This is a genomic window from Listeria rocourtiae FSL F6-920 (assembly GCF_000525975.1).
Lineage (GTDB): Bacteria > Bacillota > Bacilli > Lactobacillales > Listeriaceae > Listeria_A > Listeria_A rocourtiae.
The window spans coordinates 1-15,241 of sequence record NZ_AODK01000022.1 but is presented as its reverse complement, the minus strand read 5'-3'; the positions used below and the strand labels follow the sequence as shown (position 1 = coordinate 15,241).

Here is a 15,241-nt window from a genome sequence, read left to right as displayed (position 1 = left end):
GATGATATCGATTCTTTTGGCATCTTACTATAATATCATAGTGAAAAGACGGCGTCAATGATTAGGACTCCGCTTTGCTTATACTTCTTTCATACTCCGATAAATAAAATACCCCTTATCCTTCGCAACTACTTCCACATTCCCAAAAACCTCTTCCATTTTTGCAGCAGCGGAAGGAGCACCCTGTTTTTTCTGAATGACAATCCACAAGCTCCCTCCCGTTTTCAGTCGCTCAAAACTCCCTGTCAAAATCTCATGTACAATTTTTTTTACCTGCACGAATCGGGGGATTACTAATAATATCCGTATAGTCTGAATCCCTCACACCATCGTACACGGAACTTTCAAAAACACGAATATTCGTCAAACCATTATTCGCTGCATTCTCCACAGATAGTTCCAAAGCTCGGTCGTTCACATCAACCATATCGACTTGCGCTTCGGGATAACTCTTGGCAAAAGCAAGGGCAATTGGACCGTATCCACAGCCAACATCGAGCATTTTTCCAGCCGAATCACTCGCTTCAAAACTCTCAATTAGAAGCCTTGATCCAAAATCAACCGTTGTCTTTGAAAAAACACCGGTATCGCTAATGAATTTTATCGAGTTGCCGCGCAGTTCAAAATTCCATGTTTTACGGTTATGATCTAAATCACTGTTTTTCGTATAATAATGTTTATTGCTCATGTTTTCGCCACCTTTCTATGTATAAAAACGAAGAGCACCAAGTCAGCGTAAGGCTAAATCAGTGCTCTTCGTGTCCAGTTGCATACGCTAGCCTCTCGGAAATTTCGTGGCCTCCGCAAAAATCAAAGAAGACTTTTACTGCGCCCTCTAACAATTTCTGTCGAGGCTGAACGAGCGTATTTCACTTTTCAATCTGTCTAGTTTCACGTGCCAGCCTCTCGGAATTTTCGCGACCTCCGAAAAATTCAAAAGAGGAATTTATCTGCGGTCTCTAACAAATTCTTTCGAGGCTGACGGGCACGTTCAACTTTTCTTATTTAACAGCTACGTTAGCGCCAACTTCTTCAAGTTTAGCAACGATTTCGTCTGCTTCTTCTTTAGAAACGCCTTCTTTAAGTGGTTTTGGAGCGTTATCTACAACTTCTTTAGCTTCTTTCAAGCCAAGACCTGTGATTTCACGAACCACTTTGATAACTTTGATTTTTTGATCTCCAGCAGAAGCTAGTTCTACTGTAAACTCAGTTTGTTCAGCGGCAGCAGCGCCACCAGCAGCAGCACCAGCAGCTACAGGAGCAGCAGCAGTTACGCCAAATTCTTCTTCGATTGCTTTTACTAAATCGTTTAATTCTAATACAGTTGCTTCTTTTACGGAAGCAATGATTTCTTCAATGTTTAAAGCCATTTTGAAATTCCTCCATTATAATATAATTTTCGGTCTATGCCGATTTGGTTGTTGGTGAAGAGTCACCGGTTTGAAAATTAAGCACCTTGTTCTTCTTTTTGGGTTGCAACAGCTTTTGTTGCAAGTGCCAAGTTACGAACTGGAGCTTGAAGTACGCTAAGCAGCATAGATAGTAAGCCTTCGCGTGATGGTAAAGAAGCAAGTGCTTTAACATCTTCAACTGAAGATACTTTACCTTCGATGATACCAGCTTTAATTTCTAGTGCTTCATGTTTCTCTGCAAATTCATGAATGATTTTAGCAGGAGCAACAACGTCTTCATTACTGAAAGCGATCGCGCTAGGACCTGTCAATACTTCGTTTAAGCCTTCTAAGCCCGCAGCCTCAGCAGCACGACGCATTAACGAGTTCTTGTATACTTTAAAATCAATACCAGCTTCACGTAATTGTTTACGTAATTCGGTGATTTCAGCAACTGTTAAACCGCGATAGTCAACGATTACTGTAGAAGCACTGTCTTTGAATTTCGTAGTGATTTCATTAACAGCACCTTGTTTCAATTCTAAAATTTTACTCATCTTTGTTTTCCACCTCCATCGTGATTGTTCTAAAGCCGTAAAAACGACCTTAAAGCATATAAGAAACCCCTCACACCGTAGACGTGAGGGGTTCACAAGTTAAGTTCACAATGAATCTAACTTTCAAAATCCTCGGCGGGCAAAATTAAGCGTACAAGACGCGCCTGCTGTCTACGGTTAGGATATTCTGTTTTGTTTCGACTTTGCTATTCTACCAAAATAGAATCACGCCGTCAAGTTCAATCCTAAGAAAAACTTAGAATGAAGATGGATCTACTTTAACACCAGGACCAAATGTAGTTGTAACGGTTACGTTTTTTACATATACTCCCTTAGCCGCAGCAGGTTTTGCTTTTTGAAGAACATCGTTAATTGTGCGGAAGTTCTCAACAAGCTTAGCAGCATCAAATGATACTTTACCAATCGCAGTGTGGACATTACCAGACTTGTCAACGCGGTATTCTACTTTACCAGCTTTGATTTCGTTCACTGCTTTTGTTACGTCCATTGTTACTGTTCCTGTTTTAGGGTTTGGCATTAAACCTTTTGGTCCTAAGACACGGCCTAATTTACCAACTTCACCCATCATATCAGGTGTTGCTACGATAACGTCAAATTCAAACCAACCTTGGTTAATTTTAGTTACGTAATCGCCTTCTCCAACGTAATCAGCGCCAGCAGCCTCAGCTTCTTTTGCTTTTTCGCCTTTTGCAAATACTAATACGCGTTGTGTTTTACCTGTTCCATTCGGAAGTACAACAGCGCCGCGGATTTGTTGATCTGCTTTTTTAGGGTCAACGCCTAAACGAAATGCTACTTCAACAGTTGCATCGAATTTAGCGAAGTCTGCTTTTTGAGCAAGTTCGACAGCTTCTTCAACGGAATAAGCTTTGTCAGTATCGATTAGCTTGACAGCATCTTGATACTTTTTACCTTTCTTAGCCATTCTTTTTTCCTCCTATTCTGTGGTTATATCGGAATTTCCTCCCACGTAAATCAGATGCAAGACCTGATTTGAAATAAGAAAAGATGAACGTATTATTCTAATATGATAAACGGTTTGATCCGCTTCGTTCAGTTGTTCTTTTTCTTATTCCTGATACGCGTAATACATGATTGGTATTAGTCTTCGATTGTAATACCCATGCTGCGCGCAGTACCTTCAACCATACGCATTGCAGATTCAACATTTGCTGCGTTTAGATCCGGCATTTTTAATTCAGCGATTTCTTGTACTTGAGCACGTTTCACAACCGCAACTTTATTACGGTTTGGTTCACCTGATCCTTTTTCAACTTTAGCTGCTTTTTTAAGCAAGACTGCTGCTGGCGGAGTTTTAGTGATGAATGTGAAAGAACGATCTTCATACACAGAAATCACAACAGGAATAATTAGACCAGCTTGATCGCTTGTGCGCGCATTGAACTCCTTACAGAATCCCATAATGTTTACACCCGCTTGACCTAGTGCTGGACCAACTGGTGGAGCTGGATTAGCTTTACCTGCTGGAATTTGCAATTTTACCTCTTTGATTACTTTTTTAGCCACGAGACACACCTCCTTAAGTCCGTGATGTGGTTTAATGGGGTTAATCATTTCCCCTCCCACGTTAAAACAGCACAAATTGTACCTCATATAGAATAACATTAAGCTCGCCCTATTGCAAGATTTTTTTATGCTTTAAAATTTATCCACAGTAAAGGTTGCCGTGTCAAAATCATATCGAACATTTTTCTTAGTTCGCCACATGTTGAGATATTCGGTGTAATGAGTGGCTGCACTTTTGGCCCAATCATCGTCTATCGCCCTTAAAAGTCTAATCGTCTCTTCAAAAGCACGTTTTCTTGTATCGCCGTATAGATCATCTTCACTTTTGCGAATGTAAGTAAGGTCGCGATGTTTCAGCTCATACTCTAGCCCCATTCGAAAAGCTAAGTGGAGAAAAACTTCATATTTGAAAATATTGAAATCCTTTGTTGTGAATAAGCTGACCATTTCGCCACGTTCATCACCGTATAAAAGATATCCATCCTCCTCATTCCAATCCATGCAGAGCTCACCAAATCCGCCAGAGTTTTTGAAATAGAGATGAAAATCAATGTCATAAAGCGATGCCATACTTTTTAGTTGCAGATAAATCGACTTGGCATATTCTTCATTTGCCGCCATTCTAAAAAATACCTCCTTTTTTAGAATAAAGAAAGACCTGGACACACATGCATCCAAGTCTCTCTTATTTTTTTAGTGCGCGCCATATTATCGAGCCACAGATAAACATCGCAATAACTCCTATGACTACTATTAAGGCTGAGACGATGGCTGCAGTTAGACCAAAACTCATGCGTCTTACAGTCTTTCGATTTGATCGAAATCCACTTCAACTGGTGTTTCGCGACCAAACATGTTTACCATAACTTTCGCTTTTGCCTTGTCGTTGTCGATTTCTTCTACTTTACCAGAGAACTCAGCAAACGGCCCTTCTTTGACCATCACTGTCTCACCAAGCTCGAAATCCGCTTCTTGACGGCGTTCATTCATGCCCATGCTCTTCAGAATGCGATCAGCTTCTTCTGGTAGTAGCGCGGTAGGTTTCGAACCTGCACCAGCTGAACCAACGAAGCCCGTTACACCAGGTGTATTACGGACGACATACCACGAATCATCGGTCATAATAATCTCAACAAGTACGTAACCTGGGAACACTTTACGCTTCAACGTCTTTGTTTTACCATTTTTCACTTCTGTTTCTTCTTCTTCGGGAACCATGACACGGAAAATTTTATCCGACATACCCATTGATTCCACACGTTTTTCAAGGTTTGCTTTGACTTTATTTTCATAGCCAGAATAGGTGTGTACAACATACCAACTTTTTTCCATTAGTCTCATTTGACCGCCACCAAATTGGGGTCATCCTCCTTTTGATATTTAATTTCAGGTTCAAAAACAACCCAAAATAAAAAACCCGAAGAGCATCCCGGGTTCTATCTCAATAATTGCATTATAACATTCTTTGTAAAAAAAGCCTAGTATTATAACATAAACTGAATAAGCATCTCGATTAAAAAGTCCACAACCATAAAGAACACAGCCATACAAGCTACAGCAATAATTACGGTAATTGTATATGTTCTTAGCTCTTTTCCAGTTGGCCAAGTAACCTTGCTCATTTCAGACTTTACATTACGGAAAAACCTTGAAACTGCTGACATGTTATACCCCTCCAAATCCACTATTTTGTTTCGCGATGAAGTGTATGCTTATTACAGTGCCTGCAAAATTTCTTCACTTCTAACCGTTCTGTTCGCGCTGTGCCGCCGACACCAATGGAATAGTTTCGTGATCCACACTCTGAACAGGCAAGTGATGTCTTCTTCTTCATAATCACAATCAACTCCGCTTATTTCTATGCTTTTAGCGTCAAACTCTCCATTCAACACTTTACATCTATAATAATATACCATTAGATGGTCTTTTACGTCAAGATAGAAAAGTGGAGCGAGCCCGTTAGCTTCGACAAAATTTGTTAGGGGGCGCAGGAAAAGTCCTCTCTTGACTTTTGTGGAGGCCACGAAATTTCCGAGAGGCTAGAGTATGGAACTAGACAACTAGAAAAGTGGAATACACTCGTTCAGCATCGACAAGCTAAGTATGGAGCAAATGCTCACGCTGTTCTCACTTGTATTGAGGTTCATCTCATTCACAACGATTCATCGACTTGTTTCATCATCTTTTTCTTTACCCGCTGAATCGCATTGTCAATCGCTTTTTCTTTTTTATTAAAATATGTCGCCATTTCTTGATAACTTTTTCCTTCTAAATATTGATATAGGACTTCACGCTCAAAATCACTTGTCACTTCTTTTAATTTCTGCGCGACACCTGCTAATTTTTCATTTTGAATAAGAAAATCTTCGGGGGTCATCGCTTCTTTTTCTGAAATCACGTCGAGTAACGTCCAGTCAATCTCATCACCATCTTCTACCGGTGTGTCTATTGAAACCGAACTATTCAGCGCATAATTCTTCTGACGCATTGAACGCTTGACAGCCGATAATATTTGCCGATTGATACAAATCTCAGCAAACGACCGAAACGATGCCTCTCTGTCTTCCTTGTAATCTCGAATCGCTTTGAACAACCCAATCATGCCTTCTTGAATCAAATCATCGCGCTCCGCACCTTGCAAGAAATACTGTGTGGCTTTCCAAAAAATGATAGACTGATATGCCTTGAAAAAATGCTCCATGGCCAATGTATCGCCTGATCTCGCGAGCTGCAACATTCTCATCTCTGCTTGTTTACTGTCATTTGTTTTCAATGGAACCTTCAGAAAGCCTCCTTTTATCGCGCTCCGTATTTCCTTTTGTAAACCTCATTATACAAGGGTTTTCCAGCACTCGTCAATGACTATTTTCGTCCTCTTCGTAACTTTTCCAAGGCCTGAATTGTTTCAAAATCAATATTTAAGCCAGTTTTAGGCTGATTTTCCTGTATTTTCTTTACTTTACGGCTGATTTGATGTGCCATTTCCTTAATTTCAAAAACTAATTCACGTGCCGAAACCCGCAATGCCCCTTGACCAAAAATCGCCCACTGTTCCGTATAATCACTCGTCGCAACCATGACTTGCGTTTTAACATTCTTATATTCGATTGCTTTTTGTTCAATATATTCGTCCGCTGTTTCATCTTCTTTTGTAAACACAATCTCCACTTTGTTTTTCTTATATTTACGCTCTCTAGCACGAACGTATTGAGCGTCAAACACGACAATCACTCGGTAGCCAGTGTAACTCTGGTATTCCGCCATCCACTCCACTAGTTGATTGCGTGCTGACTCTAAATCTCCAGCTTTCAAGCGCGCTAGTTCAGGCCATGCTCCAATAACATTGTAACCATCCACCAGCATAACCCGATTCATCTTTACTCACCGAGCGGTAGACGCTTGCGATATATCTCATACATCAAAACACTCGCGGCAACAGAAGCATTCAACGAGGTCACCTCACCACGCATCGGCAAATGTACAAGAAAATCACATTTTTCTCGAACAAGACGACTCATTCCAAAGCCCTCGCTACCAATCACAAGAGCCAGTGGCATATTCGCATCCATCGTCCGGTAATCACTACTTCCACCTGCATCCGTACCAAAAATCCACAAGCCTCGTTTTTGCAAATCTTCCATTGCACGGCTAATATTCGTCACACGCACCACTGGAATATGCTCAATTGCTCCCGTTGAAGCCTTTGCAACCGTTTGAGTCAAACCAACTGATCGGCGTTTAGGAATAATAATCCCGTGTGCGCCAACAGCATCCGCTGTCCGCATAATCGATCCCAAGTTATGCGGGTCCTCCAATTCATCCAAAATCATGAAAAATGGCATCTCTCCTCTTTTTTCCGCCTTGGCAAAAAGATCATCTAATTCTGCATACTGATAAGCCGCCACTTGTGCCGCCACACCTTGATGCGAACCGTTTACTAATTTATCGATTTTCGACTTTGGCACGATTTGTACTTGAATTTTGCGCTCCTTTGCCGCGCCAATAATCTGTTGCATGCTTCCCTTTTGCGAGCCTTCCGCAATGAGAATTTTATGGATATCACGCTCTGATTTTAAAACTTCACTTACCGGATTCCGCCCAGCAATCCACTCTTGATCTTGCTCCATTTTGCTATTGCCTCCTTATTTCGCCTTTATAATTTCTGTTGCCAAACCCAACCACTCGTCTAAGCGCTCCGATTCGCCGCCTAAATATAAATACCCAATCACCGCTTCAAAAGCCGATGACAAATTGTACGTCTGCAAATCCGTGTTTTTCGGCACACTATTCGACTTCGCATTACGCCCACGTTTTGCAATTCGATCTTCTTCCTCCGTCAAAAATCCAGTTGCATACATCGTCTGTAAAATATAAGCCTGAGCCTTCGCCGAAACGTATTGCGTCGCTGTTTTATGCAAATGATTTGGCTTGGTTTTTCCTTCCGCTAGCAATAATTCACGAATATGCCGCTCATATATTGAATCACCCATATAAGCCAGCGCCAATCCATTCAATTGTTTATAATCCTTCACAATCGCCATTCATTAACCCCTTTTCCAGCGTGTACCTTGAGCCGTATCTTCCAAAATAATCTGTTTTTCTTTCAACATATCACGAATCTCATCCGATCTAGCGAAATCGCGCTCATTCCGCGCCTGAATCCTCTCTTCAATCAAATCCTCAATCTCCGTATCACTCAATCCATGCTCCACTGCATCAACATTCAGCTTGAATCCAAGCACATTTGCAAATAACGTCATCATCCCTAAGAACTCACGCAAAACCGTAATCGAAATACGCTCATTCGTCAAATAAATATTAGCCCGTTTCGCCAATTCGAAAAAGACCGAAATCGCATTTGCCGTATTAAAATCATCATCCATCTCATCTTCAAATTGGTGCTTCAACTCCGTCAACTGCTCCAACCAATCATCCTCTTCTGGCGTTCCAGAATAATCCTCATCCGCCACCTGAATCCGATGGTCCACATTTTGATGCGCCGTCCGTAAACGATCCAAACCATTTTCTGCATCTGCAAGCAATGCCTCACTATAAGAAATTGGTCGGCGATAATGCACAGACAGCATGAAAAATCGCACCACGTTTGCATTATGCTTTTCCAAAACCTCATGTAAAGTAATAAAATTCCCCAGCGACTTCGACATTTTTTCCCCATCAATATTCATGTAGCCATTATGCATCCAGTATTTGGCGAACGTTTTCCCCGTCAACGCCTCCGACTGCGCAATCTCATCCTCATGATGTGGGAAAATCAAATCTTGTCCGCCTGCATGAATATCAATCGTGTCCCCGAGATATTTCCGAGCCATCGCCGAGCATTCAATATGCCATCCCGGACGCCCATCCCCCCAAGGGCTTTTCCATGAAATCTCACCAGGTTTAGCTGCCTTCCACAACGTAAAATCAAGCTGATCATCCTTACGATCATTGGCCTCCACACGAGCACCGTGTTGTAACTCATCTAATGGTTGTTGCGACAATTTACCGTATTCTTTAAATTGCTTCGTCCGAAAATACACATCACCCGCCGATTCATACGCATATCCCTTCTCAATCAACGCATCAATAAAAGCAATAATATCATCCATGTCTTTCGTCACACGTGGATGCACATTCGCATCACGCACATTCAGCTGATGTACATCCTCAAAATAAGCTCCGATAAAACGCTCTGCAACCTCTGGCACCGTAAGTTCTAACTCATGTGCCGCACGAATTAATTTATCATCTACATCCGTAAAATTTGACACAAAATTTACATCAAAACCGCGATACGTCAAATAACGGCGCACTGTATCGAACACAATAATCGGTCGCGCATTCCCAATATGAATATAATTATAAACAGTCGGCCCACAAACATACATCTTGACCTTACCATCTTCTAGTGGTACAAACGCCTCCTTCTCACGAGACAATGTATTAAAAATTTGCAAAGTCATTGTTCATCTTCTCCTTTTTGTGTATTATTTTTCAATTCCTCAAATGCTACTTCTATTTCAGAAAGCCTGCGCTTCAATTCTGCGACTTGAGGCTCTGTATGTTGTGTCACGCGTCCATTTAGTCTCACCACTTTAGCCGGAACTCCGACAACCGTCGCACCAAGCGGTACATCCTTGATAACCACCGCACCAGCTCCCACTTTAGCGTTCTCGCAAATCGTAATCGGACCAAGAATCTTAGCACCCGCCGAAATTAATACTCCATTTTTCACCGTAGGATGGCGTTTCCCCTTATGTTTCCCCGTACCACCCAGTGTAACCCCATGGAAAAGTACAACATCATCACCAATCTCCGCCGTTTCACCGATTACAATCCCAGCCCCATGATCGATAAATAGCCGCCTTCCAATCGTTGCCCCTGGGTGAATCTCCACATTTGTCAAAAAGCGTGCAACCTGCGACAGCCACTTTGAAAACACTACCATCCCGCGCCTATAAAAAAAAGTTCGCAAACCTATGCCACCAAATCGCGTGCAAACCTGGATAATTCAAAAACGCATCCACATACCCGCGCGCCGCCGGATCATTGTCCAGCACCGATTTCATATCCTCTTTCATGCGACTAGCCATCGTAATCCCTCCTTATCTACCCCGAATTAAAACGCAAAAAAAGACCCCTCTACAGAGACGCCTTGCGTGGTTCCACTCTGATTCAGGTTTAGCGGTCCATTCTTAGTAATCGGCGACAAGCGTTCGCATTTCACCAACTTTGCAGACTTCCAGTGCTCACATACCCAAGTATGCTCCGCTTCCGGCTTCCACAAAGTCGGTGAACTTCAAACGCTTTCGCTCGATTCGCGTTAAAACACCGTTTTGTGCTCCCTCCCGTTTAAAGAAGTTCGGCACGCCATTCATGTCTCACATTAAGAATTTATTTACTAAACCTATCTCAATTGAATAACGGTCAGTCACCGCTTTGCGATACTTCAATTTTCCCGCAAAGATTCCGAGATGCATTTCAGAATACGCGCGCTAAGCCACTTCCAGCCATCGTAGCTCTCTCTATTAAGCCGCCATATTTCCTACTTCTTCTCATCAACATTTTAACTTATTGAAATCCATTGTACCACAGAAGCACATATACCGTCACCAAAAATTACTTTAAACAAAGAGAATCACCGTGCTAAATCTACCAGTGTATCCCCCGCAATCCGATATACCGTCCAATCCTCCATTGGCTCTGCACCCATCGCCAAATAAAAATCAATACTTTGCTGATTCCAGTCCAAGCACCACCATTCTAAGCGACCACACCCACGCTCAACCGCAATCTCTGCTAACCGCTTCAAAAACGCCTTTCCAAATCCCTTCCCACGAACAGTTGGCTGAACATACAAATCCTCCAAGTAAATCCCAGCACGTCCAAGAAATGTCGAAAAATTATGGAAATACAAAGCAAATCCAACTGCTTCACCATTATATTCTCCGATGATAACTTCCGCCTTCTCCTTCACAAAAAGCCATTCCAAAAGTGTATCTTCTGTCGCCACAACTTGATCTAGCATCTTTTCATAATCTGCTAATTCTCGAATAAATGCTAAAATAAGTGGCACATCTTGCTCTACTGCATACCTAAACTCTATCGTTCTCTCTGACATTTGCCATACCCCCAAAGCTGATTTCTAACAATCTGATTATACACTATTTTTAGCAAACTAATCTTCAAAAAAAGACCTACCCATAAAAATGGATAAGTCTCCTCAAAATATTATTTTGCTTCATTCAAGCGATTTTCCAAACGGTTTATCACTTTTTTGCGTCCTAAAACCTCAATTGACTGTGGTAATTCCGGACCATGCATTTCACCAGTAACCGCGATTCGAATCGGCATAAACAAACCTTTTCCTTTCGCGCCCGTAGCTTTTTGCACACGTTTAATCGCGGCCTTCACTTCATCCGCAACAAACGGCTCAATCGTTGCCATCTCTTCTTTAAACGCAGCCAGAACCTCAGGAACCTGTTCTCCCGCCAAAACTTCCTTCTCTTCTGCATCAAATGTTACATCATCCGTGAAGAACATCGCTGAAAGTTCCACAATTTCCGCACCATAACTCATTTGCTCATGATAAAGTGCCACAAGTTTACGAACCCAAGCCAACTCATCCGCGTCAGCAGTCGCCGAAACAACACCCGCCTTCACCAAATGCGGCAAACTCAAATTCACAACTTGATCCAGATCCAATTTCTTCACATACTGATTGTTCACCCACGTCAATTTATTCGTATCAAACAACGCCGGCGATTTCGACAACCGCTTTGGATCAAAAATTTTGATAAACTCGTCTTTCGTGAAAATCTCCTCTTCGCCCTCTGGTGACCAACCAAGCATCGCCACAAAGTTAAACAGCGCGTCCGGCAAATAACCCAAGTCTTTATATTGCTCGATAAATTGAATAATCGACTCATCACGCTTACTCAACTTACGTTTACTTTCATTCACAATTAGCGTCATATGACCAAATACTGGTGGCTCCCAGCCAAACGCTTCATAAATCATTAACTGCTTCGGTGTATTCGAAATATGATCATCGCCACGTAGCACATGTGTCATATCCATTAAATGATCATCAATTGCCACAGCAAAATTATACGTCGGAATACCATCTTTTTTCACGATAACAAAATCACCAATACCATCCGATTCAAACGACACATCACCTTTTACCATGTCATTGAACGTATACGTCTTGCCTGGCTGTACTGCGTAACGAATACTTGGCTCTAAGCCTTGCGCTTCTTTTTCCGCACGTTGTTCCGCAGTCAAATGACGGCATTTCCCACTATAACGCGGCATCATGCTATTCGCTTTTTGCTCCTCACGCTCTGCTTCCAACTCCTCAGCAGTACAATAACACTTATATGCCTTACCTTCTGCTAAAATTTGTTCAATTAGTGGATTGTACAAATCTTGACGCTCACTTTGCCGATAAGGCCCATACTCACCACTCTTATCTACACCTTCATCCCAATCCATACCAAGCCAAGCTAAATTCTCTAACTGACTTAACTCACCGTTCTCGATGTTTCTTTTTAAATCCGTATCTTCAATACGAATTACAAAATCCCCACCATTATGTCTTGCAAACAAATAATTAAATAATGCCGTACGCGCATTGCCAATATGCAAATGCCCAGTTGGACTTGGCGCATAACGAACACGAACTTTTTTAGCTTTATCCATATTTTCCACTCCTTTATTTTTCTAAAAGTACAACAGCAAGGCTTGCAATTCCTTCGCCACGACCTGTAAATCCTAATTTTTCAGATGTTGTCGCCTTCACGTTCACCTGCTCCGGTGTCGCGTGTAGCAACTCTGCAATCCGGATTTTCATCGCATCCACATAAGGCGCCATTTTCGGTTTCTCCGCTATAATCGTACAATCAATATTGCCCAACTTATAACCATCCGCCTCGATTTCCGTCCAAACCTTCGCTAACAACTCCGCTGAATCGGCATCCTTATAAGTCATATCCGTATCAGGGAAAAAATGACCAATATCGCGCTTGCCAACAGCTCCAATCACCGCATCGGTCACCGTATGTAGTAGCACATCCGCATCACTATGTCCAAGTAAACCCAACTCATACGGAATTTCAATCCCGCCAATAATCAATTTTCTTCCTGCCACTAACTGGTGCACGTCATATCCTTGCCCCACTCGAATCATACCCGATTCCTCCATTTCTCCTGCAAAATCGCTTCCGCAAAAGCAATATCCTCTGGCGTTGTCACCTTTATATTATTATAACTGCCCTCAACCATATGAACCGTCATGCCAAGCCTTTCCACTAAACTCGCCTCATCCGTTCCTAAAAATTCTGCGGCTGCTGCAATTTCATGCGCTTGCTTCAAAATCTCTGTTCGGAAAGCTTGTGGCGTCTGCACTTGCCATAACACCGAGCGATCAATTGTCTCCTCTATCATCCCATCACGCACCCGCTTCATCGTATCCTTCACAGGCATCCCGCAAATCGTTGCGCCATGCGCAGCAACGCCCGATAACAACCGGTTAATCATTGACTGATCTACAAAAGGTCGCGCCCCGTCATGTACCAACACAACGTCTGCGAGTTGACCACATTCTGCTAGCCCTTTTGCCACACTATACTGTCGCTCCGAGCCTCCCATCACAATCAAAATTTCCTTTTGCACATGAAGCGCATCAACCATTGCTCGCACGTAGTCCAGCTCATCTTCCTTGACTACAACCACAATCCGACAACAAGCATCATCCTCTAAAAACGTCCGAATCGTATGCAAAAATAAAACATTACCTGAGAGCTCCAGCCACATTTTATTCCGTCCCAATTCCATCCGTTTTCCCTGACCCGCGGCCAAAAGAATCAATTCATATTTCATCAAGCATTACTCCTATAAGTATAAATTAAGCCGGTTTCGCAAAAATCATCCGACCAGCAGAAGTTTGTAATACGCTCGTTACCTCTACTTGAATCGTCTCATTAATAAACTTGCGACCATCCTCGACAACAATCATCGTCCCATCGTCTAAATAAGCCACACCTTGATTGTGCTCCTTACCATCTTTCACGACAAGAACTGTCATATTCTCACCTGGCAACACGACAGGCTTCACCGCATTTGCCAAGTCATTAATATTCAAAACCGCGACATTCTGAAACTCACAAACCTTATTCAAGTTATAATCATTTGTCACAACTTTTCCTTGCATCACTTTTGCTAGTTTCACAAGTTTACTATCTACTTCTGAAATCTCCTCAAAATCACCTTCGTACATCTCGACCTTGATTGATTCCTCTTTTTGTAGTCGGTTCAAAATATCCAAACCACGCCGACCACGCGTTCGCTTGAGCGTATCCGACGAATCTGCAATATGTTGCAACTCTGCCAATACAAATAAAGGAATCACAATCGTACCATCAAGGAATCCCGTCGCCAAAATATCCGCAATCCGGCCATCAATAATGACGCTCGTATCCAGAATTTTATACTCACGCGCCGCTGTAGCCTCCTCCTTCACTTCCTCAGGAGTCTTCTTCTTAACGCCACGGTTCGCAAATAAATTACCCCATTCTGCACGTCTACTAATCCCAACCCGGAAGCCCAAATAACCAAGCACCAAAGTCAAAATAATCGGCACAACTGAATTCAAAATTGGAATTTTTGTCTGTGTTAATGCATTTCCTGCAAAAAAAGCAAGCACTAAACCAATCATAAGCCCCAGACCGCCATAAATAATCACTGTGTTAGAAGTGCTCGTAAGCCCATTTTCCAACCAGTTCAGAGCAGCAACAACATACTTCACCGCCCAAAAAGTAATAAGATAAAATATAAGTGCACCAACCAAAGCGTCTGTATAAGGATTATTAATGACAAATATATGATCAACACCAACAGCTTCCCAAAGTCCTGGCAATCTAATCACGCCAATCGTACCGCCAATAATCATAAAACAAATTCTAATTACCCATCTCAGCATTATTTCTCCTCCCTTCTCTACTTTTTAGATATGTCTACACTTCTTCATTCTACACTATAAAAAGCCTATACCGCAATTAAAACGGAGTTTGGGACATAACCCAGATAAATCAGCTCTCAAGCCCTTGTATTGTTGGGACTGTTCGAATAAAATGAGTTACAGTCCCAATATACATGCGAGCAAAGCGACCATGTAATCCTCCCCGACTGTTCGAATAAAATGAGCTACAGTCCCAATATACATGCGAGCAAAGCGACCATGTA

Annotated in this window: 18 protein-coding genes, 2 pseudogenes and 1 other annotated feature; all 20 genes and pseudogenes read right to left on the bottom strand. The window is 42.2% G+C overall.

Annotation, left to right across the window (positions count from 1 at the left end):
• Positions 1–78 precede the first annotated feature (78 nt).
• Positions 79–688, bottom strand: a pseudogene (locus PROCOU_RS08250) (class I SAM-dependent methyltransferase).
• 313 nt (positions 689–1,001) lie between these two features.
• The gene (gene rplL / locus PROCOU_RS08245; RefSeq protein WP_036071370.1) at positions 1,002–1,370 is read right to left on the bottom strand and encodes a 50S ribosomal protein L7/L12; all 369 of its coding nucleotides are present in this window, start codon (positions 1,368–1,370) and stop codon (positions 1,002–1,004) included.
• A gap of 77 nt (positions 1,371–1,447) precedes the next feature.
• A complete protein-coding gene (gene rplJ / locus PROCOU_RS08240; protein ID WP_036071369.1) occupies positions 1,448–1,948 on the bottom strand; it encodes a 50S ribosomal protein L10 in 501 nt (166 codons plus the stop codon).
• Between the two features lie 51 nt (positions 1,949–1,999).
• Positions 2,000–2,143, bottom strand: a sequence feature (ribosomal protein L10 leader region).
• A 61-nt stretch (positions 2,144–2,204) separates the two neighbouring features.
• On the bottom strand, positions 2,205–2,894 hold the full coding sequence (gene rplA, locus PROCOU_RS08235; protein WP_036071368.1) for a 50S ribosomal protein L1: 690 nt from the start codon (positions 2,892–2,894) through the stop codon (positions 2,205–2,207).
• A gap of 176 nt (positions 2,895–3,070) precedes the next feature.
• Positions 3,071–3,496, bottom strand: coding sequence for a 50S ribosomal protein L11 (rplK, locus tag PROCOU_RS08230; protein WP_036071367.1), 426 nt, complete (start codon positions 3,494–3,496; stop codon positions 3,071–3,073).
• A gap of 132 nt (positions 3,497–3,628) precedes the next feature.
• Positions 3,629–4,117, bottom strand: coding sequence for an Imm63 family immunity protein (locus PROCOU_RS08225; RefSeq protein ID WP_036071366.1), 489 nt, complete (start codon positions 4,115–4,117; stop codon positions 3,629–3,631).
• A gap of 177 nt (positions 4,118–4,294) precedes the next feature.
• A complete protein-coding gene (nusG, locus tag PROCOU_RS08220; protein ID WP_036060216.1) occupies positions 4,295–4,828 on the bottom strand; it encodes a transcription termination/antitermination protein NusG in 534 nt (177 codons plus the stop codon).
• Positions 4,829–4,980: 152 nt separating this feature from the next.
• Positions 4,981–5,160, bottom strand: coding sequence for a preprotein translocase subunit SecE (gene secE, locus PROCOU_RS08215; protein ID WP_036071365.1), 180 nt, complete (start codon positions 5,158–5,160; stop codon positions 4,981–4,983).
• 20 nt (positions 5,161–5,180) lie between these two features.
• Positions 5,181–5,330, bottom strand: coding sequence for a 50S ribosomal protein L33 (rpmG, locus tag PROCOU_RS17145; RefSeq protein WP_077912489.1), 150 nt, complete (start codon positions 5,328–5,330; stop codon positions 5,181–5,183).
• A 318-nt stretch (positions 5,331–5,648) separates the two neighbouring features.
• On the bottom strand, positions 5,649–6,269 hold the full coding sequence (locus tag PROCOU_RS08210; protein WP_260444076.1) for an RNA polymerase factor sigma-70: 621 nt from the start codon (positions 6,267–6,269) through the stop codon (positions 5,649–5,651).
• An 89-nt stretch (positions 6,270–6,358) separates the two neighbouring features.
• On the bottom strand, positions 6,359–6,871 hold the full coding sequence (locus tag PROCOU_RS08205; RefSeq protein ID WP_036071364.1) for an NYN domain-containing protein: 513 nt from the start codon (positions 6,869–6,871) through the stop codon (positions 6,359–6,361).
• A 2-nt stretch (positions 6,872–6,873) separates the two neighbouring features.
• Positions 6,874–7,623, bottom strand: a complete 750-nt coding sequence (gene rlmB / locus PROCOU_RS08200) for a 23S rRNA (guanosine(2251)-2'-O)-methyltransferase RlmB (protein ID WP_036071363.1) — start codon at positions 7,621–7,623, stop codon at positions 6,874–6,876.
• Between the two features lie 15 nt (positions 7,624–7,638).
• The gene (locus PROCOU_RS08195; protein WP_036071362.1) at positions 7,639–8,037 is read right to left on the bottom strand and encodes a Mini-ribonuclease 3; all 399 of its coding nucleotides are present in this window, start codon (positions 8,035–8,037) and stop codon (positions 7,639–7,641) included.
• 3 nt (positions 8,038–8,040) lie between these two features.
• Positions 8,041–9,459: a cysteine--tRNA ligase gene (gene cysS / locus PROCOU_RS08190; RefSeq protein ID WP_036071361.1), complete on the bottom strand. Its 1,419-nt coding sequence runs from the start codon at positions 9,457–9,459 to the stop codon at positions 8,041–8,043.
• Positions 9,456–10,089: pseudogene (gene cysE, locus PROCOU_RS08185) on the bottom strand (serine O-acetyltransferase). Before cysE ends, cysS begins: the two are co-directional and overlap by 4 nt.
• A 545-nt stretch (positions 10,090–10,634) precedes the next feature.
• On the bottom strand, positions 10,635–11,117 hold the full coding sequence (locus tag PROCOU_RS08180; protein ID WP_036071359.1) for a GNAT family N-acetyltransferase: 483 nt from the start codon (positions 11,115–11,117) through the stop codon (positions 10,635–10,637).
• A gap of 110 nt (positions 11,118–11,227) precedes the next feature.
• The gene (gltX, locus tag PROCOU_RS08175) at positions 11,228–12,700 is read right to left on the bottom strand and encodes a glutamate--tRNA ligase (RefSeq protein ID WP_036071357.1); all 1,473 of its coding nucleotides are present in this window, start codon (positions 12,698–12,700) and stop codon (positions 11,228–11,230) included.
• 13 nt (positions 12,701–12,713) lie between these two features.
• Positions 12,714–13,187: a 2-C-methyl-D-erythritol 2,4-cyclodiphosphate synthase gene (gene ispF, locus PROCOU_RS08170; RefSeq protein ID WP_036071354.1), complete on the bottom strand. Its 474-nt coding sequence runs from the start codon at positions 13,185–13,187 to the stop codon at positions 12,714–12,716.
• The gene (gene ispD / locus PROCOU_RS08165) at positions 13,184–13,879 is read right to left on the bottom strand and encodes a 2-C-methyl-D-erythritol 4-phosphate cytidylyltransferase (protein ID WP_036071351.1); all 696 of its coding nucleotides are present in this window, start codon (positions 13,877–13,879) and stop codon (positions 13,184–13,186) included. Before ispD ends, ispF begins: the two co-directional genes overlap by 4 nt.
• A 25-nt stretch (positions 13,880–13,904) precedes the next feature.
• Entirely contained in the window at positions 13,905–14,978 is a 1,074-nt protein-coding gene (locus PROCOU_RS08160; RefSeq protein ID WP_036071348.1) for a PIN/TRAM domain-containing protein, read from the bottom strand.
• Positions 14,979–15,241 lie beyond the last annotated feature (263 nt).

Coding starts and splice junctions, on each gene's coding strand:
- rplL (WP_036071370.1), bottom strand. CDS start 1,370: ATGGCTTTAAACATTGAAGAAATCATTGCTTCCGTAAAAGAAGCAACT.
- rplJ (WP_036071369.1), bottom strand. CDS start 1,948: ATGAGTAAAATTTTAGAATTGAAACAAGGTGCTGTTAATGAAATCACT.
- rplA (WP_036071368.1), bottom strand. CDS start 2,894: ATGGCTAAGAAAGGTAAAAAGTATCAAGATGCTGTCAAGCTAATCGAT.
- PROCOU_RS08225 (WP_036071366.1), bottom strand. CDS start 4,117: ATGGCGGCAAATGAAGAATATGCCAAGTCGATTTATCTGCAACTAAAA.
- nusG (WP_036060216.1), bottom strand. CDS start 4,828: ATGGAAAAAAGTTGGTATGTTGTACACACCTATTCTGGCTATGAAAAT.
- secE (WP_036071365.1), bottom strand. CDS start 5,160: ATGTCAGCAGTTTCAAGGTTTTTCCGTAATGTAAAGTCTGAAATGAGC.
- rpmG (WP_077912489.1), bottom strand. CDS start 5,330: ATGAAGAAGAAGACATCACTTGCCTGTTCAGAGTGTGGATCACGAAAC.
- PROCOU_RS08205 (WP_036071364.1), bottom strand. CDS start 6,871: ATGAATCGGGTTATGCTGGTGGATGGTTACAATGTTATTGGAGCATGG.
- rlmB (WP_036071363.1), bottom strand. CDS start 7,623: ATGGAGCAAGATCAAGAGTGGATTGCTGGGCGGAATCCGGTAAGTGAA.
- PROCOU_RS08195 (WP_036071362.1), bottom strand. CDS start 8,037: ATGGCGATTGTGAAGGATTATAAACAATTGAATGGATTGGCGCTGGCT.
- cysS (WP_036071361.1), bottom strand. CDS start 9,459: ATGACTTTGCAAATTTTTAATACATTGTCTCGTGAGAAGGAGGCGTTT.
- PROCOU_RS08180 (WP_036071359.1), bottom strand. CDS start 11,117: ATGTCAGAGAGAACGATAGAGTTTAGGTATGCAGTAGAGCAAGATGTG.
- gltX (WP_036071357.1), bottom strand. CDS start 12,700: ATGGATAAAGCTAAAAAAGTTCGTGTTCGTTATGCGCCAAGTCCAACT.
- ispF (WP_036071354.1), bottom strand. CDS start 13,187: ATGATTCGAGTGGGGCAAGGATATGACGTGCACCAGTTAGTGGCAGGA.
- ispD (WP_036071351.1), bottom strand. CDS start 13,879: ATGAAATATGAATTGATTCTTTTGGCCGCGGGTCAGGGAAAACGGATG.
- PROCOU_RS08160 (WP_036071348.1), bottom strand. CDS start 14,978: ATGCTGAGATGGGTAATTAGAATTTGTTTTATGATTATTGGCGGTACG.